The organism is Zobellia uliginosa, assembly GCF_018860745.1.
Taxonomy (GTDB): domain Bacteria; phylum Bacteroidota; class Bacteroidia; order Flavobacteriales; family Flavobacteriaceae; genus Zobellia; species Zobellia uliginosa_B.
Genome location: NZ_JAHKPY010000003.1, coordinates 1,023,552 through 1,047,390, shown reverse-complemented (window position 1 = coordinate 1,047,390; position 23,839 = coordinate 1,023,552). Strand labels below are relative to the sequence as shown.

The 23,839-nt window shown below is 36.2% G+C and carries 20 protein-coding genes; 5 read left to right on the top strand and 15 right to left on the bottom strand.

Annotation, left to right across the window (positions count from 1 at the left end):
• Positions 1-2: 2 nt before the first annotated feature.
• From KO521_RS08325 to KO521_RS08300, 6 genes are all read right to left on the bottom strand, one after another.
• Positions 3-305, bottom strand: a complete 303-nt coding sequence (locus KO521_RS08325) for a DUF6787 family protein (RefSeq protein WP_215939429.1) — start codon at positions 303-305, stop codon at positions 3-5.
• Between the two features lie 27 nt (positions 306-332).
• The gene (locus KO521_RS08320; protein WP_215939428.1) at positions 333-791 is read right to left on the bottom strand and encodes a DUF6146 family protein; all 459 of its coding nucleotides are present in this window, start codon (positions 789-791) and stop codon (positions 333-335) included.
• Positions 792-886: 95 nt separating this feature from the next.
• Complete coding sequence (locus KO521_RS08315; protein WP_215939427.1) at positions 887-1,519, bottom strand: DUF937 domain-containing protein; 633 nt, start codon at positions 1,517-1,519, stop codon at positions 887-889.
• Positions 1,520-1,789: 270 nt separating this feature from the next.
• Positions 1,790-2,740, bottom strand: coding sequence for a D-2-hydroxyacid dehydrogenase (locus KO521_RS08310; RefSeq protein ID WP_215939426.1), 951 nt, complete (start codon positions 2,738-2,740; stop codon positions 1,790-1,792).
• Positions 2,741-2,838: 98 nt separating this feature from the next.
• Positions 2,839-3,903 carry a 3-phosphoserine/phosphohydroxythreonine transaminase gene (gene serC / locus KO521_RS08305; protein WP_215939425.1) on the bottom strand — a complete coding sequence of 355 codons (1,065 nt, stop codon included), beginning with the start codon at positions 3,901-3,903 and terminating at the stop codon, positions 2,839-2,841.
• A gap of 76 nt (positions 3,904-3,979) precedes the next feature.
• Positions 3,980-5,020, bottom strand: coding sequence for an acyl-CoA reductase (locus KO521_RS08300; protein WP_215939424.1), 1,041 nt, complete (start codon positions 5,018-5,020; stop codon positions 3,980-3,982).
• Positions 5,021-5,152: 132 nt separating this feature from the next.
• Here KO521_RS08300 and KO521_RS08295 point away from each other — a divergent pair, with 132 nt between their 5' ends.
• Positions 5,153-5,506, top strand: a complete 354-nt coding sequence (locus KO521_RS08295) for a 4Fe-4S dicluster domain-containing protein (RefSeq protein WP_215939423.1) — start codon at positions 5,153-5,155, stop codon at positions 5,504-5,506.
• Between the two features lie 202 nt (positions 5,507-5,708).
• Here the strand turns inward: KO521_RS08295 and KO521_RS08290 are convergent, their stop codons facing one another.
• Genes KO521_RS08290 through KO521_RS08280 form a run of 3 tightly spaced genes read right to left on the bottom strand, consistent with a single transcriptional unit; the run spans position 5,709 to position 10,479 of the window.
• Complete coding sequence (locus KO521_RS08290; RefSeq protein ID WP_252729942.1) at positions 5,709-8,819, bottom strand: TonB-dependent receptor; 3,111 nt, start codon at positions 8,817-8,819, stop codon at positions 5,709-5,711.
• Between the two features lie 26 nt (positions 8,820-8,845).
• Complete coding sequence (locus KO521_RS08285; RefSeq protein ID WP_215939422.1) at positions 8,846-9,844, bottom strand: FecR family protein; 999 nt, start codon at positions 9,842-9,844, stop codon at positions 8,846-8,848.
• Between the two features lie 56 nt (positions 9,845-9,900).
• Positions 9,901-10,479 (bottom strand): RNA polymerase sigma factor, encoded by a 579-nt coding sequence (locus tag KO521_RS08280; RefSeq protein WP_215939421.1) that lies wholly within the window; start codon positions 10,477-10,479, stop codon positions 9,901-9,903.
• Positions 10,480-10,762: 283 nt separating this feature from the next.
• On the opposite strand from KO521_RS08280, the gene ychF reads away from it, so the two are divergent.
• Complete coding sequence (gene ychF, locus KO521_RS08275) at positions 10,763-11,857, top strand: redox-regulated ATPase YchF (RefSeq protein WP_215939587.1); 1,095 nt, start codon at positions 10,763-10,765, stop codon at positions 11,855-11,857.
• A 199-nt stretch (positions 11,858-12,056) separates the two neighbouring features.
• The gene (locus tag KO521_RS08270) at positions 12,057-14,384 is read left to right on the top strand and encodes an ATP-dependent helicase (protein ID WP_215939420.1); all 2,328 of its coding nucleotides are present in this window, start codon (positions 12,057-12,059) and stop codon (positions 14,382-14,384) included.
• A gap of 92 nt (positions 14,385-14,476) precedes the next feature.
• On the opposite strand, the gene KO521_RS08265 is transcribed toward KO521_RS08270, so the two are convergent.
• A complete protein-coding gene (locus KO521_RS08265) occupies positions 14,477-16,402 on the bottom strand; it encodes a DUF5018 domain-containing protein (RefSeq protein WP_215939419.1) in 1,926 nt (641 codons plus the stop codon).
• A gap of 188 nt (positions 16,403-16,590) precedes the next feature.
• On the opposite strand from KO521_RS08265, the gene KO521_RS08260 reads away from it, so the two are divergent.
• The gene (locus KO521_RS08260; RefSeq protein ID WP_215939418.1) at positions 16,591-17,211 is read left to right on the top strand and encodes an L-threonylcarbamoyladenylate synthase; all 621 of its coding nucleotides are present in this window, start codon (positions 16,591-16,593) and stop codon (positions 17,209-17,211) included.
• A 95-nt stretch (positions 17,212-17,306) separates the two neighbouring features.
• Here KO521_RS08260 and KO521_RS08255 read toward each other — a convergent pair whose 3' ends face one another.
• From KO521_RS08255 to KO521_RS08245, 3 genes are all read right to left on the bottom strand, one after another.
• Positions 17,307-18,158: an OmpA/MotB family protein gene (locus KO521_RS08255; RefSeq protein ID WP_215939417.1), complete on the bottom strand. Its 852-nt coding sequence runs from the start codon at positions 18,156-18,158 to the stop codon at positions 17,307-17,309.
• A gap of 103 nt (positions 18,159-18,261) precedes the next feature.
• Entirely contained in the window at positions 18,262-19,263 is a 1,002-nt protein-coding gene (locus tag KO521_RS08250; RefSeq protein WP_215939416.1) for a glycosyltransferase family 2 protein, read from the bottom strand.
• A gap of 12 nt (positions 19,264-19,275) precedes the next feature.
• Positions 19,276-19,722, bottom strand: a complete 447-nt coding sequence (locus tag KO521_RS08245) for a type I restriction enzyme HsdR N-terminal domain-containing protein (RefSeq protein ID WP_215939415.1) — start codon at positions 19,720-19,722, stop codon at positions 19,276-19,278.
• Positions 19,723-19,748: 26 nt separating this feature from the next.
• Here KO521_RS08245 and holA point away from each other — a divergent pair, with 26 nt between their 5' ends.
• Positions 19,749-20,750 (top strand): DNA polymerase III subunit delta, encoded by a 1,002-nt coding sequence (gene holA, locus KO521_RS08240; protein ID WP_215939414.1) that lies wholly within the window; start codon positions 19,749-19,751, stop codon positions 20,748-20,750.
• A gap of 1 nt (position 20,751) precedes the next feature.
• On the opposite strand, the gene KO521_RS08235 is transcribed toward holA, so the two are convergent.
• Both KO521_RS08235 and KO521_RS08230 read right to left on the bottom strand, forming a co-directional pair.
• Entirely contained in the window at positions 20,752-21,126 is a 375-nt protein-coding gene (locus KO521_RS08235) for a DoxX family protein (protein ID WP_215939413.1), read from the bottom strand.
• A 145-nt stretch (positions 21,127-21,271) separates the two neighbouring features.
• Positions 21,272-23,683 carry an alpha-ketoacid dehydrogenase subunit alpha/beta gene (locus tag KO521_RS08230; protein ID WP_215939586.1) on the bottom strand — a complete coding sequence of 804 codons (2,412 nt, stop codon included), beginning with the start codon at positions 23,681-23,683 and terminating at the stop codon, positions 21,272-21,274.
• Between the last annotated feature and the right edge of the window lie 156 nt (positions 23,684-23,839).

The window sequence follows — 23,839 nt, the reverse complement described above, 5'->3', positions numbered from 1 at the left end:
CATTATTTAAGCAGAAAGCCTAAACCGAGCCTATTGATCATCTTTTTTTCAAAATTCCAAAAGAATTTAAACTGTCCGAAGAGCCATCCAAAGGCCACTAAAAGCACTTGGTAAATAGGAAATATTAAAAGGATACGGCAAGTCCAATACAACCAAGCATTGGTTGTCTCACTATCTAATCCCATAAAAGCAGTTACCGGAGCAGCTAGTTTAGCAGCTGTGGAACCTGTAATAGCAAAGACTATAAAAATAATTGCTAACTGAATATTGGAGTCAACACCCCAACGTTGTTTTAGTTTTTTCATAACGTGTGTCTGGACAAATATAGTCAATCAAATTCTTGGTACAAAGGGGCCTAGACGTTGATTGTATTTTCTTTGAAAATATATAAAGTAATTATATAGCTTATAATTCACCTCATATCCATAATCAATATGAGGTTCATAATTTATTTGTTGCTCATATAAATTAGGGTCAAAGCGCATAGGTTGCATAACCCTTTGGTTATAGTTTGTGACAAAAATCTGGTTTCGATTTTCCATGAACGACTGAGTATAATAATCCCGAGGTCTTGCTATTCCCTGTAGCCAAAAATTAAATCCCGGCTCAATGATGATAATCTCATATTCGGTTTTATCACTAGCAATGGTTATGGTATCTCCTTCCTTTTGCTGAAAAGCAGTTTTCTCTTTAGCTGAAACAGTAACGGTTTCCTTAGTGCTAGAGCAACTGCTTACAATTGATGAAATTGCCAGGCTGAATATACCAAGAACTAAAAATATTTTTTTCATTTTTATTTGCAGCTTTTCTGAGGTAGCTCCTCCAATTTACAAAAAAAAGCCACTTGTATCAACAAGTGGCTTTTTAAGATTATAAAAAGTGTTTCCTACTTTCCGAAAAGACCGCCTAACAGACCACCTATTCCTCCTTTATTTCCTCCAAGAGCCATAGAAGCTACATCATCAAGGATGCTACCATCACCATCGGAGTCTAAAAAAGATTCTATCAAGGATTGTTGTTTGTTACCTGTTTCTCCGCCACCCATTAGTCCGCCTAAAAGGTTACCAATACCATTAGAATCGGTTACATTCTGTTCTTTGGTTTGCTTGCCCAAGAAACCTAAAAGAATAGGGGCGGCAACTTTTAAAATAGTTGAAACAGAACCTGTATCCATTCCTGATTTTTGGCTTAGCGCATTTTCTACAGTAGCTTGTTTACCGCCTAAGACATGTCCTAGAATACCAGCACCGTCATCCATTACAGATTGGTCAACACCGCCGCTAAAAAGTCCACCTAGATTGTCTAAAATGCCACCGTCGTGCTTTCCTGAAAGCGCACTCATTAAACCTTGGGCACCTTCTGGTGAGGATGCATTTTTTTTCATAGCACCCATTAACACGGGTAAAGCCATACTTAATACACTGCCGGTTTGATCGGTTGAACTACCGGTCTGGCTGGCCACACCACTTATAAGTTGTTGCCCCATTGGGCTGCTTAATAAATCTAATAATCCTGACATAATGTTTAGTGTTTTAATATTATTTACAATTTACGAAAAAGATTCCTTGATAAATACGGGATAATCAAAATAGTACACGTAAAATACCGACTAAATTTGAATAATTCAAAAAATGTATCTTTTTGATATCCAAGAGCTTAATTTGTTTTGTTTGTGTAAATCCGTGTGCACTATTTATTCTTTGGTTTAGTGTTTCACAGTTATAAATGAGAAAACCTCGCAAAACAGTACATGTTTCAACGAGGTTTTCTTAAAGGTATTGTACCGTACTTATTTTAGCAAGGTAATGATTTGCTCTGCCAATTCCATTCCTATTCGGTTTTGTGCTTCTCCTGTAGCTGCACCTATGTGCGGTGTTAATGAAATATTTGGGTGCATGAGAATTCTAATTTCAGGTGAAGGCTCGGATTCATAAACGTCAAGACCGGCAAAAATGACATTACCATTTTCTAAGGCATCAACCAAAGCCACTTCGTCCAAGACTCCACCACGAGCAGCATTTATAATACCAACACCGGGCTTCATCATTTCAAATTCTTCCTTGCCAAGTACATAGTTGTTTTGTGCCGGAACATGAAGTGTTATGAAATCCGAAGTAGAAATTAAAGTTTCCTTGCTTTGCGACTCAAATTCAAAAGAAACGGATTGTCCATCAAAAAAAGGAATCTTAACTAAAGCTTTTTCAATAAATGGATCATGAAAAATAACCTTCATGCCCACACCTAAAGCAATTTTAGCAGTTGCCTGTCCTATTCTTCCAAATCCTATAATTCCTAAGGTCTTGCCTCTTAATTCTATTCCACTTCCGTATGATTTTTTTAAGCGTTTGAAATTGCTGTCTCCTTCAAGGGGCATATTTCTATTGGCATCGTGCAAATATCTTACTCCACCAAAAAGGTGAGCAAAAACAAGCTCCGCTACCGATGATGAAGATGCTTCTGGTGTATTAATAACGTGTAGACCTTTTTCTTTGGCATATTCTACATCAATATTATCCATTCCAACGCCACCTCTACCTATAAGCCTTAGGCTAGGGCAATTATCAATAATATCCTTTCGTACCTGTGTGGCACCTCTCACCAATAAACCAGTTATGTCATTCTCGTTTATGAAATTCTGTAACTGCTCTTGGGCAACCGTAGTGGTAAGGACTTCAAAACCTGAATTCTCAAGTACGTTAATACCAGATTGGGCTATTCCATCGTTTGCAAGTATCTTCATTCTATTCGGAAAATTTATTAGTATTACTATCAAGTAAAATGAAGTCCGCTAGTTAAATACTAACGGACACATTCTTTTATTCGAATTGATGGGATTAGTTACCCTTTTCTTTCCATTTCACTCATTACATCTACAAGAACACCTACACTTTCTAAAGAAAGTGCATTGTACATAGAAGCACGGTATCCACCAACAGAACGGTGACCGTTCAACCCGTTTATGCCAGCTTCTTTCCAAAGGGCATCAAAAGTGTCTTTTAATTTATCATCAGCTAAATTAAAGGTGGCATTCATTATAGAACGATCTTCCTTATTAGCATACCCTTTAAAAACAGGGTTTAAATCAATTTCAGAATATAGCAATCGTGCTTTTTTCTCATTGATTTCCTCTATGGCATCAATTCCACCTAAATTCTTTAACCACTGTAGGGTAAGCATGGAAGTATACACTGCAAAGACCGAGGGTGTATTGAACATACTATCTTTTGATATGTGTACTTGGTAATCTAGCATGCTAGGAATTTTTCTAGAAACTTTACCAAGAATATCATCTTTTACTACAACAAGTGTGGTTCCTGCCGGTCCCATGTTTTTCTGTGCACCGGCATAAATCAGGTCAAATTGAGAAAAATCCATTTGACGAGAGAAAATATCAGAACTCATATCACAGATCAAAGGCACATTGGTCTTTGGAAATTTCTTTACCTGCGTTCCAAAAATAGTGTTGTTAGAAGTAATATGAAGGTAATCTAGATCTTCAGGTATCGCGTATCCTTTAGGGATATAATTGAAATTTTCGTCTTTAGAGGAGCCCACTTCAACCACATCGCCAAATAATTTAGCTTCTTTGATAGCTTTTTCACTCCAAGTACCTGTATTAAGGTATCCGGCTTTTTTCTCTAGAAAATTATAAGCCACCATTAAAAACTCCATACTTGCACCACCTTGTAAAAATAGTGAAGTGTAACCTTGATTCTGAAGTCCTAAAAGCTCAAGCGCCAGGCTACGAGCATTTTCTATGACTTCTACAAAGTCTTTACTTCTATGGGAAACCTCTATGAGCGAAAGCCCGGAACCGTTAAAATCTAAAATAGCTTCAGAAGATTTCAACAACACTTCTTGGGGCAGTATACATGGTCCGGCACTAAAATTATGTTTTTTCATAAGGGATGTAAAAAAATTAAGAGGTAAAGGTCTTGAATTTAAGGGAAACGCATCTAACTATTAACAAAAATTTCTATTAGGTTCTTAACAGGAAGTCAACAGTATCTACATTATCCGCGTAGTCTGTTAATGAGGGCTTTTGGGTCTGACCAAAGTCAATTTCATTTTTAACAATACCATTGCCAACAATGCATTGCAATTCGTTAGTATCTAATATTAATCGTTCTTTTAGCAATTCCAAACTTTTATAGCGTTCATAAAATAAGGATGCAATAGGAGAGGAGTAGCTTTTGTCTTCTTTGAGAATTAAAAATCCGTTATCCAGTATTTTAAATTCAGACATGAGATAAACGGCTTTATTGTAATCGTAATTGTTAGCGTATTTAACGTGGTCTACAATAGGATGATAATCATAAACCGCTTCAAACAGGGTAGAGAATTCAAAATCTTGAGGCACGAATACTTTACTAACACTCCGGCAGCCCAATCCGTAGTATCTAAAGATATCTTCTCCTAAAGCATGTAGCTGCTGCTTAGATTCCTTTCCCGTTAAAACCGCAATTGAATTTCTATTCTTTCGAATAATATTGGGTACTTTACCAAAATAATGCTCAAAATAGCGTGAGGTATTGTTGCTTCCCGTTGCTATAACAACATCAAAACCTTCCATTTTACCATCTGAAATTTCTATGGAGTCCTTTAAATTGGGTTCAATAGAAGTTAGATAGTTTTTTATGAATAGCATAAGAACATCATCATTGGATGAAAGCTTTGCCATGACTTTATTTCCCGTTATCAATACAGACAGAAAATCATGAAAACCAACTAGGGGAATATTTCCCGCCATAATCAGTGCCACCGTCTTTGGTTTGTTCGTAGTTAAATCATAAGAGTTGACCCATTCAGAAAGTTTATCCTCGGTTAATAGTTCTCCCCAACTTTGAAGTGAGTTAATGACATTTTCTCTTGTGAACCAACCGTTTTTATGCTTGGATAAAGTAACAGCATCGTCTAATTTCTGCGACCATTCGTCATTTGGTGTTTTCAATGTAACAAACTCCCTAAGAAAGTGGCCGAGTTTAACAAATGCAATAAAAGTTTTGTGATGGTCGTTCATATATTTGTTCAAAATTGTATTCCGAAGTACCTTTGTGCAAAAGTAAGAATACTCAATCGATTTTTTGCTTTAACGGTTAAAACGAAAATTTAACGAACGGTTTAAGAGGCTGTTCAGCTTAATAAAAATAATATGGCAATAGTAATAACGGATGAATGCATTAACTGCGGAGCTTGCGAGCCAGAATGTCCGAATACTGCAATTTACGAAGGAGCGGATGAATGGCGTTATACAGATGGCACTTCCCTTGAAGGTGATGTTGTGCTTCCTGATGGAAAAGCTGTAAATGCGGAGGAGGTGCAGGAACCTATAAGTGATGAGATTTATTATATTTCTCCGGACAAATGTACGGAATGTATGGGCTTTCATGAAGAGCCACAATGTGCAGCGGTTTGCCCAGTAGATTGTTGTGTGCCCGATGAAGACCATGTAGAGTCTGAAGAAACACTTTTGGCAAAACAAAAATTCATGCATCCTGACGGATAGTTGGACAAAGAATATTTAGTTGAGAATTTAAAGATCAAAAACCGGGCAATGCCCGGTTTTTTATTTCTTGACCTTAAGAGGATTAAATGGAAGTTTACAATTGGTAGCTGTAATATGCAAAGCCTAAATATGGTATATAAAAAAAACTGCCCAAGAAATTGGGCAGTTTAAGCTAAAACAATATTACACTTAAAACAAAGTCTTAGAATTTATAGTTTAGCGACAAGTTAAACATCGTTCCTAATTGACTAAAATGGTAACCATCATAAGTCATTTGAGAATATCTTTGGTTGAAAGTAATTAGGTTAGATTGATTCTGGACTTGTGCTGGGTCAGCCAAAATAGCATTTCCTGCAGAATTTTTGGATTGAAAACTCCACTCAGGCAACACATCAAATATGTTGTTTACATTCAATGCAATCGTGAATTTTTCAGTTGCATTAAAATTGATTCCTAAGTCAGTTACGACATTTGGTGTAAACTCAGTAAACAAGTTATCATCCAAACCTTGTTGTTGGAATTTAGTTTTCCCGAAATACGTGTTGTTCAAAGAGAAACCGAATTTGTTGATATCGTAGTTTATTCCAAAAATCCATTTGGTTTGCGGACGTGAAGTGAAAAACAAAGCTTCCTGAGTTTCATTTACTACAGATTGCCCGGAATTGGCTACTAAATCAATATCCTTAACAGGACCATCAAGTTCGTTTTGTATAGTATAGTTTCCAGATAAATTCAAATCTAAATTACCAGCTCCAAGCTTTATGCCTTTATATGCAAGAACAACATCTACACCAGATGTTCTGGTATCAATAGCATTAGAGAAAAAACTAACATCACTTAAGTTATTGCTCGCTAAAAGAATATCTAAAGGGTTTGTGGCATCTCCACTAGGTCCTATTTCATTTCCTAAAACAATTCTATCTTCAACAACAATATTGTAATAATCCAAAGTATAACTAAATTTATCCGCAATTTTTCCACCAACACCAATGGTAAAGTTGGTAGACGTTTCAGCATCTAGTTGTGGTATACCTAAAAGTTTAGCTTGTGTAGATACGTTATTGATTAAACCACCTACTTGTATACCTTGTCCTGGAACAAAACTGTACTGTGCTTTTTGTGTATATATTTGGTGTAGGGTAGGAGCTCTAAAACCAGAAGAAATAGAACCTCTTAAAGTAAACGCGTCGGCTACTTTGTAACGGGTACTGAACTTGTATACAAAAGCATTACCAAAATCAGAATAGTTTTCTGTTCTAATAGTACCACTTAGCAAGAAAGCATCGGTTACATCATAATCTAAACTCAAGTAGCCACCAATATTGTAGCGGTTGAATTTTCCTGAGTTTTGAGGAGAGGCTCCAGCAAAAGAATCTGCACCACCACCATCGTAAGAAGCTAATTCTCCTTCTATGATTTCAAAAGTTTCCGTTCTGAACTCAGCACCAAAACCAATACTGATTTTATCAGAAAGCAACCTTGAAATATCAATGTTGCCTACATTATGAGAAAATCTTGTTCCTCCTGGATCAAAAGATTGTTGACTGTTTTCTCTGTATAGTTCAGAACCTTCTGTTATTTCTCCGTCATCAACGGAGCCATTACCGTTAGCATCTATAAATACTGATGGAGAATATACGATGTTTCTATTATGAGTGTCATTTACTTTATAGGTCTGTAAGTTACCTCCGGTTGTAAAACTTGCATCAATATTCCAATCATTAATAGTTGATTTGAAACCTATTGTAGCATTATAATCACTTAATAAACCCTCAAAAGTAGGAACATAACCATCATAACCACCAGCTGTGTTTGGATTGTTTCCAGGGAAAAAATCTGCCAAATATGGGTAATCATCTACAGTCCTCCAATACGGTGTCCTATAGTTAGCAAAACTATTTACGGCTTTGTAGACATAAGCTGCATTACCATATAATGAAGTGTTTTCACTTAAGTCATAACCTAAGTTAAGTGAGAATTTAGCAGCAGCAGTTTCTGGAGAGCCATTAATATTTCCGGCATCAGGTCTTCTAGACAAGAACTCCTGTACATCTGCAATATCAGCTCCAAAATCAACAGCTTCACCGGCTGCATTTACCGTACCAGGACGATTTGCTTGGTTTACTTTGGATAGGTCAATAGTGTAGTTTATGAAGCCTTTATCTTCACCAATAGTAGATCCATTATTAACGGCCACACCAAACATTTCACCATCACCTTCAGAAGTAATTCCCCCGCGCAAGGTAGCAGAGCCTTCATTAGGTGAATCTTTTAAAATAATATTCATTACACCTGCAATTGCATCAGAACCATATTGAGCAGAAGCACCATCTCTTAAAATCTCTACTCTTTTGATTGCATCTGTAGGGATAGCAGAAATATCCGCACCTGTTTCACCACGACCCGGAGATGTTTGTGTATATAACAAGGCACTTAAGTTCTTACGCTTACCATTAATCAAAATTAATGTTCTAGATGGTCCCATGTTTCTAATTTCATAAGGATCCAGTAAAGAAGTTGCATCGTTTACTGGTGTTTGAACCGTATTAAATGATGGAATTCTGTACTGCAAAGCTTTATCAAAAGTTGCTTGACCGGTAGAAGTCAATTCCTTTACGCCAACAACATCAACTGGTAAAGGCGTATCTGTATTACTTCTTGGTGCAGTTCTAGAACCAACAACAATAAACTCTTCTAATTGTACACCTTCACTAAGTGATACATTAACAACAGATTTACCATCTACTTTTTGTATTTTACTTGCAAAACCGATAAAACTAAACTCTAAGCTGGCCCCATCAGAAACATCAATGGTGTAATTACCATCAAAATCTGTTGTTGTCCCGTTAGAGGTACCTTTTTCAACAACGTTAACTCCTGCCAACGGTAAACCATCTTGGTCTTTTACAGTACCGGTAACCGATTGTTGTAGTTCTGATAAATCTACCGTGCTATACCCTAGGTTATTTAGCGAAAGCTTATTAACCTTAGCTTTTCCTGCTTTTTTGTGATAAACCACATAATAGTTGTTGCCTAAATATTCAAAATCAAAACTTGTTTTACTTTCAAGTTTAGTAATGATTTTATTCAGTTTATTATATCTATATTCTTCAGGGTCAAGATTCTCCCCTGATATAAGGCTTGCATTGTAAGTAAAAAATACTTTATGCTTTTTGCTCACATCATTAAGAAAATCGGATAGAGCAACATTCTTTTCCAATTCCATATTCAAGCTTTTGTCCGAAGCCTGAATCTGCACTGTACCTAAAATCAGGATGGCAGTTAACAGTGTTTTCATAATAGTTTTTCTCATAATTCTAATTTGTAAATTGATTTTAGTTAGTTCTTGAATATTAATAGCCTTTTGTCTTTTACGACAATTCTAGTTCCCGTCGATTTTTCTATTGCTGACAAACAAATTTTGAGATTTTGATTAGGGATACCCCCAGATAGTTTTTGATTTTTAAGTTCTTCGTCTATAAATTCGGTTTTCAAGCCATATGCATGCTCTACATTTCTCATGACCTCATATACAGAGGTGTTATTGAAAACATAAGTTCCTTCGCGCCATAAAGAATAAGAAAGGTCTTGAGTCACCTTTTTATGGGTAACTTCTTTGTCATCATCAGAATAAGACACCATTTCCCCTGGTATCATTTTTCTAGTAGACCCATTGCCCAATAAAAGTTGTATTGAGCCTTCATCCAGGAGAACACCTGTTTTTTCATTTCTTGTATTTACAGAGAATTGAGTTCCGTAGACCTCTACTTTTAAATCTTTTGTGTTAACCCAAAATTTGGCTTGCGTAGAAGGAATGGCCTTGACTTTAAAATAAGCCTCTCCTTTTAAATTAATATTCCGGGGAGCGGATTTGTCATATGAAATTTCGGAATTCCCATTTAAAACAACTGAAGTTCCATCAGGAAGTTTAAGGTCTATTATTTCTCCGTAAACCGTTTTATGTGTTACTATAGTACTGTCTTCGGCAGAAAATCTATTAACAAAAGTAACTATAAGGACCACAGCCGCAGCTATGCCTAAATATGTGAGGATACTCGTTTTTTTATTTGGCTTTAATGGTGCGGTTTCTCCAGGTTCTATTTGAGCTAAAATATCATTAAGCTCCCTATTGATTTTGTTTTCTGGAATTTGAACTGGATTAAACTGAATTCCTAATACAATTGCCTTGGCATTGTACACGGTATCTATTTTATCAGGATGTTCAGCAATCCATTTTTTCCAGAAGGCAACATCATTTTGATTCTGGTTTTTAGCCCAGTTCACAAAGGATGCGTCATTAATAAGAATTTCTAAAAGGGACAGATTTTTATTACTCATAAGAATGGTCTTCAATAGTAAAGAGACCATCACTTTATTATTATACCCTACTTTTTCTATTTTTTTTGTAAAACAGCAGATATTTCTTGCTCAACTATCTCATTCCGGAGTTTGGAAAAAGCTTTTTGCAAGGTGTTCAATACACTTTGGTAAGATATATTCATAACCTCGGCGGTATCTTTAATAGAGAGTTCACTGTAATATTTTAGATAAACAACTTCCCTTTGCCTTGTAGAGAGGGAGTTTAAAAGTACAGCCAAGGCAGTATTCTTGGTGTTACTTATTTCTTGTTCGATTTTTAATTCTTCAGGTGAAAATGCAAATAAATGATTAGACTCAAAAATTTCATCATATGAACTGAACCTTCTTTCTTGTTTTAGATTTTTAAGAATTGCTCTTCTAAATGATACAAAAAGGTAAGATTTTACATTATTAATTTCACTTAGATTTCTTCTATTTTTATGTAAGTAAATAAAAAAATTTTGAAGACAATCCTCAGTGGTGCATTGGTCTGAGGAAATTTTCAATCCGTAACTGTATAGTGGAGAGTAGTAAGTTTTAAACAGTGACGAAAAGGCATTTTTATCCCCTTCCACAAATAAATTCCATAAAGATTTTTCAGATGAAGTGTTCATGTTCTCGAAATAATCAGAAACCAAATATATGTATTATGTACTAAAATTGTGTTAAATCAAGAGAAAAATTAAGACTCCAAAGGAAAACGTTGAATATATGTTTGAAATACACTTGTTCTGTTGAATATTGTTCAAGTTTTATTTTTGCCGGAAAGAAGTATGTTTGATTAGAATTATAAGTCGTGGAAGTGTTGTATTCATATACCGATTCAAAAAGTTATCTTTGCAAACTATTTTAGAAGACCTTTTAAATTTATTCAAACATTTAATTACTTTTTTCAAGATGAAAGCAGGTATCGTAGGATTGCCAAATGTAGGAAAATCAACTCTTTTCAATTGTCTTTCCAATGCTAAGGCACAAAGTGCCAATTTCCCTTTTTGTACCATAGAACCTAATATTGGGGTTGTAAATGTACCTGATGCTCGATTACAGAAATTAGAGTCTTTGGTAGATCCGGAGCGAGTATTGCCTGCGACTGTAGAAATCGTTGATATTGCCGGTTTAGTAAAAGGAGCAAGTAAAGGTGAGGGATTAGGAAATCAGTTTTTAGGGAATATTCGTGAAACCGATGCTATTTTACATGTATTGCGCTGTTTTAATGATGATAATATTGTTCATGTAGATGGTTCTGTTGATCCTATTCGCGATAAAGAAACCATTGATATGGAGCTGCAGTTAAAAGATCTCGAGACAGTAGATAAAAAATTGGATAAGGTTAAACGTGCCGCTAAAACAGGAAATAAGGAAGCTCAAAAAGAAGAAGCTGTTCTTTTAAAATTAAAAGAAGGTCTTGAGGCAGGAACGTCTGTTCGTGCTATAGATATATCAGAAGACAATAGGGAGGAATTTGTAAAGCCTTTACAATTCATAACGGACAAACCCGTAATGTATGTTTGTAATGTAGATGAAAGTGCGGCAACTTCAGGTAATGATTATGTAGATAAGGTTAAAGCTGCCGTTGCCCAAGAAAATGCGGAGGTAGTTGTTTTGGCCGTTGGTACCGAAGCAGATATTACCGAGCTTGAAACTTATGAAGAGCGACAAATGTTTCTAGAAGACCTTGGTTTGGATGAACCTGGTTCTGCAAAATTAATACGTGGTGCATACAAGCTATTAGATTTAGAAACTTATTTTACCGCAGGTGTAAAGGAGGTACGTGCATGGACTATCCCAGTAGGCGCTACCGCACCTCAAGCTGCAGGTGTTATCCATACTGATTTTGAAAAAGGTTTTATTCGCGCAGAAGTTATTGCATATGAGGATTATGTGCAATTTGGTAGTGAAGCTAAAGTAAAGGAAGCTGGTAAAATGCGTGTAGAGGGTAAAGAATATATTGTTAAAGATGGGGATGTCATGCACTTTAGGTTCAACGTATAATTTTTTTATAAAACAAGTATTATGATTGTTTAGCAATTTTGTACTACTGCACTGTTTTAAGACCACTTAAGTTTATCTTTTGTGGTCTTCATTAATTTTAAGAATAAATACATCAAACTGTTTATAAAAGAAATAAACATCATTTTAGGATAAGCCTATTTATGGTTAAATTCACCATTGTAAAAAATACCTTAACAAATTGAAGAATTTCATAGATGAATTGAACGATGCCCAAAGAGCACCCGTTCTACATAAGGATGGACCATTAATGGTAATTGCCGGAGCTGGATCGGGAAAAACTAGGGTGCTTACCTTTCGTATTGCCTATTTAATGCAGCAAGGTGTAGATCCATTTAATATTTTGGCACTTACGTTTACCAACAAGGCTGCTCGTGAAATGAAAGAGCGTATTGCCAAGATCGCCGGTAGATCAGAGACCAAAAACCTATGGATGGGAACTTTTCACTCTGTCTTTGCCAAGCTTTTACGCTATGATGGAGATAAATTAGGCTTCCCTAGCAACTTTACAATTTATGATACTCAGGATTCTCAGCGTTTATTAGCTTCGATTATTAAAGAAATGGGGCTGGATAAGGATATATATAAGTACAAGCAGGTACAGAACCGTATTTCGTCCTTTAAGAACAGTCTTATCACTGTTAAGGCTTACTTGAACAATCCAGATTTGGTGGAGGCAGATGCCATGGCTAAAAAACCAAGAATGGGCGAGATATATCAAAATTATGTGGATCGCTGCTTTAAAGCCGGTGCGATGGATTTTGATGACCTTCTACTTCGTACGAATGAACTTTTGAATCGGTTTCCAGAAGTATTGGCTAAGTATCAAGACCGATTCCGATATATTTTGGTAGATGAGTACCAAGATACCAACCATTCCCAATATCTTATAGTAAAAGCCCTTGCAGACCGTTTTCATAATATTTGTGTAGTAGGTGATGATGCGCAGAGTATTTATTCGTTTCGGGGTGCGAACATTAGCAATATCTTGAACTTTCAGAAGGATTATGATAATGTAGGCATGTATCGTTTGGAGCAGAATTATAGGTCTACTAGGAATATAGTAAACGCCGCCAACTCAATCATTGCCAATAATAAGGAACAGCTAGAAAAAGTAGTTTGGACCTCAAATGATGATGGGGGAAGTATTAAAATACATAGGAGCACTACAGATGCTGAAGAAGGTAGATTTGTGGCGGGTTCCATTTGGGATCACAAGATGAACGAACAATTGGGCAATGGTGAGTTTGCAGTGCTCTATCGTACTAACTCGCAATCCCGTGCTATTGAAGATGCCCTACGTAAAAGAGATATTCCATACCGTATTTACGGTGGACTTTCCTTTTATCAGAGAAAGGAGATTAAAGACGTATTGAGTTATTTACGTTTGGTTATCAATCCAAAAGATGAGGAAGCGTTAAAACGTATTATCAATTTCCCTACGCGTGGAATAGGTCAAACTACCTTGGATAAGTTGACCGTGGCGGCTAACCATTATAACCGCTCTATTTTTGAAGTGATCCAGAATCTTGATAAAATCAATTTGAAAATTAATGCGGGAACACAACGCAAATTGCAGGATTTCACGACTATGATCCAAAGTTTTCAGATCATGAACGAAACTACGGATGCTTTTGTATTGGCCGAACACGTAGCTAAAAAGTCCGGTGTTCTTTTGGAGTTTAAAAAAGATGGCACTCCAGAGGGAATTGGCAAAATGGAAAATATAGAAGAGCTTCTTAACGGCATCAAGGACTTTGTGGAAGGACAGAAAGAAATTGCGGATGCAACGGGTAGTATTAGTGAGTTTTTAGAAGATGTTGCATTGGCAACGGATTTGGACAACGATAAGGGAGATGATGACCGTGTGGCCTTAATGACCATACACTTGGCAAAGGGATTGGAGTTTCCATATGTTTATATCGTTGGAATGGAAGAAGATCTTTTTCCTTCCGGTATGAGTATGAATACCCGTAGTGAGTTGGAAGAGGAGCGAAGGTTGTTTTATGTAGCACTTACCCGTGCAGAGAAACAAGCGTATTTAACGTATACTCAAAACAGATATCGATGGGGGAAATTGATTGATGCTGAACCTAGTAGGTTTTTAGAGGAAATAGATGAAAAATATGTAGAAAACCTTACTCCAATTGATACAGGTTACCGGTACAAGCCACTTGTGGACAATGATATTTTTGGAGAAGTGGATAAAAGTAGGTTAAGGCAGAATAAACCTGCCGGTGGCACACCACCAACTCGTAAAAAACCAAACGAAATTCAATTACGGAAGTTAAGAAAGTTAAAACCGGAATTATCCACACCAGTAGGGAACACCAATTCTGTTGACCCTAATCTAGCTGAAGGCAGTGTTATTAATCATACTCGTTTCGGTCGTGGCAAAGTGATAAAAATTGAAGGGGTAGGTAATGATAAAAAGGCTGAAATTCAGTTTGAAAAAGGAGATATAAAGAAGTTATTGCTTCGCTTTGCTAAGTTGGAGGTGATAAGCTAATCGATAGCTTTTTTAGAGCAAACAAAAAGCCCTAGGAATTTATTTCTTAGGGCTTTCCATTTCATATTGTTGTATATTTTACAGAAGATATATTAATGTTGAAAAACAATTGAGAATGGAATTTCATAGGTTACTCCATTATCCGTAACCAAGACCTTGCCATCGCTCTTATCATCCATTTGATTTAGGTATTCATTTTCTATTTCACCAGTAACTATTGAGCTGGGGTAGGTTAAGAAATTTTTGACGCTCAATGAGTTCTCTACAAAAAGAATTTCATTAATCTGTAGTCCTTCAATATTTTGGTTGAATGTTATATTTGCTTGCCGGTAGAATGCTTTATCGGGTTTAACCCCTATTATAGCTTCGGTAATAACTAGAGTAGGATGTGTTGATGCAGGTTGTAATACTTCAATTTCTATACCGGTCTCTGCATCGTTATTGTCATTGTATCCAATTAAATTATTTCTTAATCTAAGTTCATAACTACCACTTTGAACTTCATCGGGAATCCGCAGGCTTAGGCTATTTTCGCTAGTTGACTCTGTTCCTAAGCGATATAAAAGGTCTTTTCCGCTATCTTCCGTAGATATTAAAATAATTTCAGATAGTTCTCTAAATATATATTCCCCCTTATTCTCAAAATATAGGTTTTCACCGGTAACGGTTAACATATCACCTTTTGTATAAATGTTTTTATTAATGGATGCATTTTTTGGACTTCCTCCTGAAACTACCGCTATAGCTTCTCCCCAGTAGTCAATAAGATCGTACTCATATGTTTCTCCATCAAGATGAATAGCAAATTTGTAATCCATACCATTGGGGGCATCTGCAGTATCCAGGTCAGGAAGGGTAAGAACAAAACTCTCATTACCGGACCCAGAGCTATAGGTTGCATTCGTAAATTCATATGCTATACCATCTTTCTTGAGGCTAAAAGTGTAATCTTCCAAACGAGAATGATCTAAGTATAGGTTTGCAGAAATGTGCCCCCCAGGTCGGCTTATAACCCTATCCAATTCGCCGTTAACACTGGCATATTTAAAATTGGGTGTTCCTTTGGTGAAACGAAGGTCACTATCATTGGTTTCTGTGCTATTATCATGTTCTATAAAAATCTCGATCTCATACCTTCCATTTAAATATGATTCCGGTAACCGCGCTGTGACAGCATCACTGTTATAGGATATATTTTCAATTTTTTCAACAATTAACGGTGTGCTTTCGCGGGTATGGCTGTTTATCAAATTGACTTTAACGCTGTCCAAAATTGGATTAGTAGGATAGGCGTTAAAAGTAATGGTTTCGCCAGGTGCTTTATCGGCAAACATGTTTATACTAAAAGGAGGTAGTTTTACTTGGTCAAGACGGTTGTCTACACTAATGATATATTTCTTAGTGTCCCCAGAATCAAAAGTAACTGTATAGGTAACCGGATTGGTAAAATCCAATGTTTCGTCAGATTCAGGTACACTTTTAGCTCCCTCTGGAAGATTAACCTGGAGCTTTAGCGCCGGAATATTACTTAAGTAAGGAATACGATACTGAATTGAATCTGCCTCTGCTTCCGGTTGTTTGATATGGTTAAAATTACTTCTGCCTTCAGGCAAGTTCATGAAACTAAAAACCACATTTTTATTTTCCGTTTCTACTTCTTCGTTGGTAAGATTAACTTTATACATATTGGTTGTACCATTTTCAGCAGTAACCGTATAAGTGACTTCTTTGGAAAAATCTTGAGTTACACCTGATTTTGGTGAAATTGTGGCTTTTTCAGAAATGACGATTTCAGGGGTTAAACTCGTCAGATCAACTGTAGAAGGGAATGCTTGACGAATTTCGTTGGAATTGATTACCAGTTCAGTCTTTGTGTCTTGAATACTTATGTTAAATTCTAGAACTTCATTCTTGTTGCTTTTTGATTGTGTTTCTACGGTCTCATCGGAATCTTTGGAACACGAAGCAAAAATCAGCAGTAAACACATTGATAACCTAAATAAAGGAGATAGTTTCATAAAGTAGGGGCTTAAATTTTATTTCGTCGTTTTTTATAACGTTTTACTGTATGTTTTATTTATATAATTCGATGAATGGATGTACTGAAATTTTGTCCTTTTGGTTTGGTTCTGGGAATAAATGAGTTAGCTAAATATGATAAAGAAAAATGAATTATTTTTGAGGTAGAGTTAATGATGACAGTGTTATGGCCGAGTTTATAAAAATATACGAAGAGAACCCTAATCCTAAAGAAATTAGTAGGGTGGTGGATGTGCTGCGTAAAGGTGGCCTTGTTATTTATCCTACTGATACGGTTTATGGTTTAGGTTGTGATATTACCAACTCACGGGCATTAGAAAAAATAGCACGAATCAGAGGAATAAAATTAGCTAAGGCGAACTTTTCATTCATTTGCGCGGATTTAAGTAATTTATCGGATTATGTGCGGCAGATTGATACGCCTACTTTTAAAATATTGAAAAGAGCATTACCAGGACCATATACTTTTATTCTTCCCGGTAACACAAACTTGCCTAAAGATTTTAAAAAGAAGAAGACCGTAGGTATTAGAGTTCCTGATAACGCAATCGCCAAAGCGCTTGTAGATGGCCTAGGTAATCCTATAGTATCAACATCCATAAGGGACGAAGATGATTTACTGGAATATACTACGGATCCAGAGCTTATTCTGGAAAAGTGGGATAATTTAGTTGATATTGTTATTGATGGTGGTTATGGAGATAATGTAGCCTCTACGGTAGTAGATTTATCTGGGGGAGAGCCGCAAATAATAAGAGAAGGTAAGGGAGATTTGGATATCTTTTAAATGCTACTATTTTGTTTTACATAACAAATATTCATTGAGCATAAAAAAACCGCAACTTATAAAGTTGCGGTTTTTGAATATACTAATGTTTCTACTTAGTTGTTGATGGCAGGATCATCCATGCCTTCTTCGATCATACTGTAGAACTGATCTATTTTTGGAAGTACTACTATACGAGTTCTTCTGTTTTTGGATTTTTCAGTTGTAGATACAGGAATGAACTCTGCTCTACCCGCAGCAGTCATACGCTTAGGATCAACGTTGTAATCATTTTGTAAAATTCTAACAACCGCTGTAGCACGTTTTACACTTAAATCCCAGTTGTCAAGAAGAACACCTTTTCTGTAAGGAACATCATCTGTATGACCTTCAACCATAAATTCAAAATCTGGTTTGTTGTTTACAACCTGTGCAACTTTACCAAGAATTTCTTTTGCTCTACTAGTAACGTTGTAGCTACCACTGCTAAACAAAAGCTTATCGGATATAGAAACAAATACAACACCTTTTTCAACGCTTATTTGAATGTCTTCATCATCTAAGTTACCCAAAACCCCTTTAAGGCTCTGAACCAAGGAAAGGTTTACAGAATCTCTTCTTGTAATGGCATCTTGTAATTTACGAATAGTAAGATCTTTTTCTTGTAAGCTCTCCAAAGATTTTTCTAAGTTTTCGGCACCTTTTGAAGTCAATGTAGTTAAGTTACCCATATTATTGATCAACTCTTGGTTATTCGCTTTTAAAAATGCGTTTTGATCTTGTAATGTTTGGAGTTTAGAACTGGCTGTAGCTTTTTCTTCTAAGCAATCGTTCAATTTAACAGTTGCTGAATTCAAAAGATCTTGTGCTTCTTTATGCTTTGACTCTAAATCTGCATACTTCTTTGATGATACGCAAGAAGACAACAACATGGTCACTCCTAAACAGCCTAAAATTAATTTTTTCATAATGAGAGATACTAAGTATTTAATGATTGTTATTTGATTTTTTCACTAGTTTCAATAAGGGACAAAATTATATAATCGCCAAACTTACCATTTGTAAAATTAGTTAATGTTTTACTAAATCGTTAAATTTCTTTACATGATGTACGAAATGCTGCCATACAATGGACTTCGTATAGTAATACTTTTGGATAAAATTAGCTTTTTCGCGTCTCTTGTACATTTTGTTAAAATGCTTGTAAAAGCTAAGGTGTGCCCTTAAAATAGCAAGGCAATGCTTGAATCTAAATTGAAAGATAAAACGCACAGCTGCAATCCCATCAAGTAATAGACGTAATATGATTATGGACAGTGCGGTTCTTCTAGGAAGGTTTTTTGTAATAGAAAAAAGGGTGTTTCTAAAATTCAGGTAGGTTTTCTTAGGGTTCATATTACTAAGTGTTGAACCTCCCAGGTGGTATACCTTGGAAGTACCTACATAAAAAACTTTATGACCTTCGTTCTTGGCCCGCCAACATAAATCAACCTCTTCCTGATGCGCAAAATAATGTTCATCAAAACCATTGAGGCTCCAGAAAACTTCTTTCCGTATGAACATACAGGCACCTGTGGCCCAAAAAATTTCGGTGATATCATTGTATTGCCCATTATCCTTTTCAAGATCTTGAAAAATACGGCCTCTACAAAAAGGATATCCAAGCTTATCAATAAAACCTCCTCCTGCTCCAGCATATTCAAAATGGTCAGGACGCATAAGATCGAGTATTTTGGGCTGAACAATGGCGATTTCATTATTTTTAGAAAAAACTTCTTGAATAGGAGGGAGCCAGTCTTCCGTTACTTCTATATCCGAATTCAATAGACAATAAACATCGGCATCTATATGCTTAAGACCATCGTTATATCCTTTTGTGAAACCTCCATTTTCGCTATTCTGGACTATCTTTACCGAAGGATAATTATTTCTAATAAAGGAAACAGAGCCGTCTGTAGAAGCATTATCAACAACATAGATTTCTGCGTCACCGGAGTGTTGCATAACAGAGGGTAGGTATCTTTCTAGAAGTACCTCTCCGTTCCAGTTTAATATGACCACAGCAATACGCAAAACAATCGCAAATTAACGGCTAAAATCAGGAATATTCCTTAGAAAAGTATATTTTTCTGAAGTAAAGTCCATTTTACAATAAAAATGTTCCAATCCGTTTGTAACCATTAAATAATCCGCTTTGAGCTCAAGATTATAGCGTGCAATTTGATCAAAGGTAGTTTGATTGATTGTTATTTCCGGAGCTTTGCATTCCACTAAAATGTGAATACTGCCATCTGAATTGAATACGACTACATCATATCTTTTTTTGATATTGTTGATAATCAGTTGTTTCTCAACGTTTACCAAGCTTTTAGGATAGTTTTTTTCTGTAAGCAGGTAATTGACAACATGTTGTCGTACCCATTCCTCTGGCTGCAATACCACGAATTTTTTGCGTATACTGTCAAAAATACGCACGTTATTTTCGCTATTTTTGAAGCGGAATTTATACTCTGGAAAATTAAGGGGTACCATATCGCAAATTTGATGATTTTTTTTGGATGGATGAAGCAAAACGAATAGTTACAGATATAAAGAAGGGTACGATTAAGCCCATATATTTTTTATTTGGAGAGGAGCCTTATTATATTGATGCCATTGCTTCATATATTGAAAAAAATCTCCTTGCAGAAGAAGAAAAAGGATTCAATCAAATGGTTCTTTATGGTAAAGATGTTTCTATAGATGATATTGTAGCTAATGCAAAACGCTATCCAATGATGGCGGAACGGCAATTGGTTGTTGTAAAAGAAGCACAACACCTTGTGCGTACTATTGAAAACTTAACTTCATATGTAGATAATCCACAAATGACCACGGTACTTGTTGTTTGCTATAAGTACAAGAAATTGGATAAGCGCAAAAAATTATACAAGGCGGTTCAGAAAGCAGGAGTTCTTTTTGAAAGCAAGAAACTGTATGAAAATCAAGTTTCGGACTGGATCAGGAAAAATCTACAGAACAGAGGGTATAGTATATCTCACAAGGCTGCTATTTTGCTTACCGAATATTTGGGAACGGATTTGAGTCGTATCAATAATGAGATAGAAAAATTGCAATTAGTTCTGCCAAAGCAGAGTGAAATTACTCCGGCAGAGATAGAGGCACATATTGGAATTAGCAAGGACTATAATAATTTTGAATTAAAAAAGGCCATTGGTGAACGAAATGTACTGAAAGCTACGCGAATCATTAATTATTTTGCACAGAATCCGAAGGACAACCCGTTTGTACTAACAGTTACCTTATTGCATAGTTTCTTCACCCAACTTTTGCAGTACCACGGATTAAATGATCACTCACCCAAAAGCGTTGCAAGTGCCTTAAGAATCAATCCATACTTTGTGGGCGAGTTTCAAACAGCAGCACGTAACTATCCAATGAGAAAGGTAAGCGGAATTATATCTGCCCTACGTGAAATGGACTTAAAGGGCAAAGGTGTGGGCGGAAATGTAAATTCGCAAGCGGATCTTTTAAAAGAATTGTTGGTAAAAATAATATAGATTATCTTTTGTCTATACTATATTTTCCTGGGCCTAGAAGTATAATTGCCAGAAAAACAACAAAGTAAATAAGCGCTAATTCCTTCTTTTGGAAAGGGTCTGCACCATGTACCATAAATGCAGCAATACCCATGGTGATTAATGTAGGAATAGCCGCCCATCTGGTTTTAAAACCAATAATGATTAATACAGGACAAACAAGCTCAGCTAGAACCGCTAAGAACAAAGAAGGAGTTGAACCAATACCGATAGGGTCTCCAAACTCTACACCTTCAATCAACATCTGTAATTTTCCATATCCGTGAACAGCCATCATTGCTGATGCTGCAATTCGTAATAAAGCTAATCCAATATCTTTTAAAAGTGCGTTAGACATACGTTTTTCAGTTTACTTTAATTATAAAAGTATTCTTTTTTATGAATTTGTCAAAATAGATTTTAAACAAAAAAACCTATGAGTATATTTCACCTTATGTCTTAGTTAAAAGTATTGGAGTTCAATATGTTTAATAACCAAATAGTTAGCGTAATCTAGGAAAGTTTTCTGGGTCTAATTCATTCATGATAATATATACTTTTTCAAAAACATCTTCAGCATTGGGTTTTGAAAAATAATCCCCATCCGTACCATATGCTGGCCTATGCGGTTGAGCACTGAGGGTTTGCGGTGCTGAATCCAAATAGGCGTATGCACCTTGCTTTTCTATGATTTCATTTAAAATATATGCAGAACATCCACCAGGAACATCCTCATCAATTACAAGTAGTCTATTTGTCTTCTTTACACTTTTTAGTGTATCTTGATAAACATCAAAAGGTAATAATGTCTGTGCATCAATAACTTCTGCATTAATACCCACCTCCTTAAGATCTTCTGCCGCTTGCATAACAATCCTTAAGGTTGAACCATAAGAAACCAAGGTAATATCGGTTCCTTCTTTAATAGTTTCCACTTTGCCAATTGGTGTACAGAACTCACCTAAATTCAATGGTTTCTGTTCTTTTAATCTATATCCGTTTAAACTCTCTATTACCAAGGCCGGTTCATCGGTTTTTAAAAGAGTATTATAGAAACCGGCAGCTTGCGTCATGTTTCTTGGAGATAGAATATACATACCGCGTAGTGCGTGGATCAATGTGCCCATAGGGGATCCAGAATGCCAAATTCCTTCAAGACGGTGGCCGCGGGTTCTCACGATTAATGGAGCTTTTTGCTTTCCAAAAGTACGGTATCTTAAACAAGCAACATCATCCGTTAAGGTAGCTATGGCATAATAAATATAATCTAGATATTGAATTTCAGCAATAGGACGCAGTCCTCTCATGGCCATACCCGTTCCTTGTCCGATTATGGTAGTTTCTCGTATTCCAGTATCTGCTACTCTAAGTTTTCCGTATTTGGTTTGCAGACCTTCAAGACCTTGATTTACGTCACCAATAGCTCCGCTATCTTCCCCAAAAACCAAGGCGTTGGGATATTTTTCAAATATTTTGTCAAAATTGTCCCTTAGAATGACGCGACCGTCCACGTTTTCAGTATTTTCTGAATACACTGGTTTTATCTCTGCTACATTCAAAGCGCCCGTAGGGCCGTAGTTATATAAGTTCGCGCTATATAACGGTTGTGTTTCTTCTAGAAATATATTTGTCCACTGTAGAAGATTTTGTTTTTCAGGAAACGACTCACCAATCAAGTACCTAAGTGCTTTTCTCGCACTAACGGCTAAATCTTTCTTAATGGGTTCCTCAATAGCAATAAGATCGTTTTTTATTTTTGCTATGAAATTCTTGTTTTGGCTCTTTGCTGAGGCACTGTCCAGAAGAGTGACCAATTCCTTTTTAAGTGTCTTGTGATTTTCCAAGTATTCGGACCACGCTTCTCTCTTTGCGGAACGAACTTCTCTAACAATACTTTTTTCTATGGCTTTTAGTTCTTCATCGGTAGTAATCCCTGTTTCCAGTATCCACTCGCGAAAGCGCTTATTGCAATCGTTTTCTTTTTCCCAGTCTAACCTCTTTTCATTTTTATAACGTTCATGTGAGCCAGAAGATGAGTGGCCTTGGGGTTGTGTAAGTTCCGTTACGTGAATAATAACAGGCACATGCTCATCTCTTGCAATATCCGAAGCGTTTTCATAAGCATGCATGAGGGCCGTATAATCCCATCCTTTAACCTTTAGGATTTCGTAACCTTTCTGTTCTTCGGTTCGTTTAAAACCACTGAGTATTTCTGAAATATCTTCTTTTGTAGTGTGAAACTCTGCTGGTACGGAAATACCATACTCATCATCCCAAATACTTATGACCATGGGTACTTGAAGTACTCCGGCAGCATTTATGGTCTCCAGGAACATACCCTCACTGGTACTGGCGTTACCTATGGTTCCCCAGGCAACTTCATTTCCTTTGTTCGAGAATTTAGTGGCATCTACTCCTTTTAGATCCCTGTACATTTTAGAGGCTTGGGCAAGACCCAATAATCTGGGCATCTGGCCCGCCGTACAGGAAATATCCGCACTACTGTTTTTCTGTTTTACAAGGTTTTTCCAACTGCCATCTTCGTTGAGGCTATGAGTAACGTAATGCCCACCCATTTGCCGGCCAGCACTCATAGGTTCCTTTTCAATATCAGTAGTAGCATATAAACCGTGAAATATGTCTTTTGGGGTCAAAAGACCTAATGCCATCATAAAAGTCTGATCGCGGTAATAGCCACTTCTGAAATCTCCATCTTTAAATGATCGCGCCATGGCCAATTGTGGAAGTTCTTTTCCATCTCCAAAGATGCCAAATTTTGCCTTTCCGGTCAAAACTTCCTTTCTACCCAATAAACTACAAGTTCTACTAAGAACCGCAATTTTGTAATCACTTATGATTTGGGTCTTGAAATCATCAAACGTAATATCATTACTTGTTTTAGGCGAAGTATCCATTAAGCTGTACGAGTTTTCACAAAAATAATAAACTAGAAGCATTTTTACAATGCTTGCACAACATACTTGATTAAAAAATATTTAAAAAACAGAGTAATCCAATGGTATATTGACAATAATAGTTTGCTAAAATGAGAGTTTATTAAGAATTTGACA

Excerpts from the sequence above, each read along its gene's own strand:
- KO521_RS08325 (WP_215939429.1), bottom strand. The coding sequence starts at position 305 with ATGAAAAAACTAAAACAACGTTGGGGTGTTGACTCCAATATTCAGTTA.
- KO521_RS08320 (WP_215939428.1), bottom strand. The coding sequence starts at position 791 with ATGAAAAAAATATTTTTAGTTCTTGGTATATTCAGCCTGGCAATTTCA.
- KO521_RS08315 (WP_215939427.1), bottom strand. The coding sequence starts at position 1,519 with ATGTCAGGATTATTAGATTTATTAAGCAGCCCAATGGGGCAACAACTT.
- KO521_RS08310 (WP_215939426.1), bottom strand. The coding sequence starts at position 2,740 with ATGAAGATACTTGCAAACGATGGAATAGCCCAATCTGGTATTAACGTA.
- serC (WP_215939425.1), bottom strand. The coding sequence starts at position 3,903 with ATGAAAAAACATAATTTTAGTGCCGGACCATGTATACTGCCCCAAGAA.
- KO521_RS08300 (WP_215939424.1), bottom strand. The coding sequence starts at position 5,020 with ATGAACGACCATCACAAAACTTTTATTGCATTTGTTAAACTCGGCCAC.
- KO521_RS08295 (WP_215939423.1), top strand. The coding sequence starts at position 5,153 with ATGGCAATAGTAATAACGGATGAATGCATTAACTGCGGAGCTTGCGAG.
- KO521_RS08290 (WP_252729942.1), bottom strand. The coding sequence starts at position 8,819 with ATGAGAAAAACTATTATGAAAACACTGTTAACTGCCATCCTGATTTTA.
- KO521_RS08285 (WP_215939422.1), bottom strand. The coding sequence starts at position 9,844 with ATGAGTAATAAAAATCTGTCCCTTTTAGAAATTCTTATTAATGACGCA.
- KO521_RS08280 (WP_215939421.1), bottom strand. The coding sequence starts at position 10,479 with ATGAACACTTCATCTGAAAAATCTTTATGGAATTTATTTGTGGAAGGG.
- ychF (WP_215939587.1), top strand. The coding sequence starts at position 10,763 with ATGAAAGCAGGTATCGTAGGATTGCCAAATGTAGGAAAATCAACTCTT.
- KO521_RS08265 (WP_215939419.1), bottom strand. The coding sequence starts at position 16,402 with ATGAAACTATCTCCTTTATTTAGGTTATCAATGTGTTTACTGCTGATT.
- KO521_RS08260 (WP_215939418.1), top strand. The coding sequence starts at position 16,591 with ATGGCCGAGTTTATAAAAATATACGAAGAGAACCCTAATCCTAAAGAA.
- KO521_RS08255 (WP_215939417.1), bottom strand. The coding sequence starts at position 18,158 with ATGAAAAAATTAATTTTAGGCTGTTTAGGAGTGACCATGTTGTTGTCT.
- KO521_RS08245 (WP_215939415.1), bottom strand. The coding sequence starts at position 19,722 with ATGGTACCCCTTAATTTTCCAGAGTATAAATTCCGCTTCAAAAATAGC.
- holA (WP_215939414.1), top strand. The coding sequence starts at position 19,749 with ATGGATGAAGCAAAACGAATAGTTACAGATATAAAGAAGGGTACGATT.
- KO521_RS08235 (WP_215939413.1), bottom strand. The coding sequence starts at position 21,126 with ATGTCTAACGCACTTTTAAAAGATATTGGATTAGCTTTATTACGAATT.
- KO521_RS08230 (WP_215939586.1), bottom strand. The coding sequence starts at position 23,683 with ATGGATACTTCGCCTAAAACAAGTAATGATATTACGTTTGATGATTTC.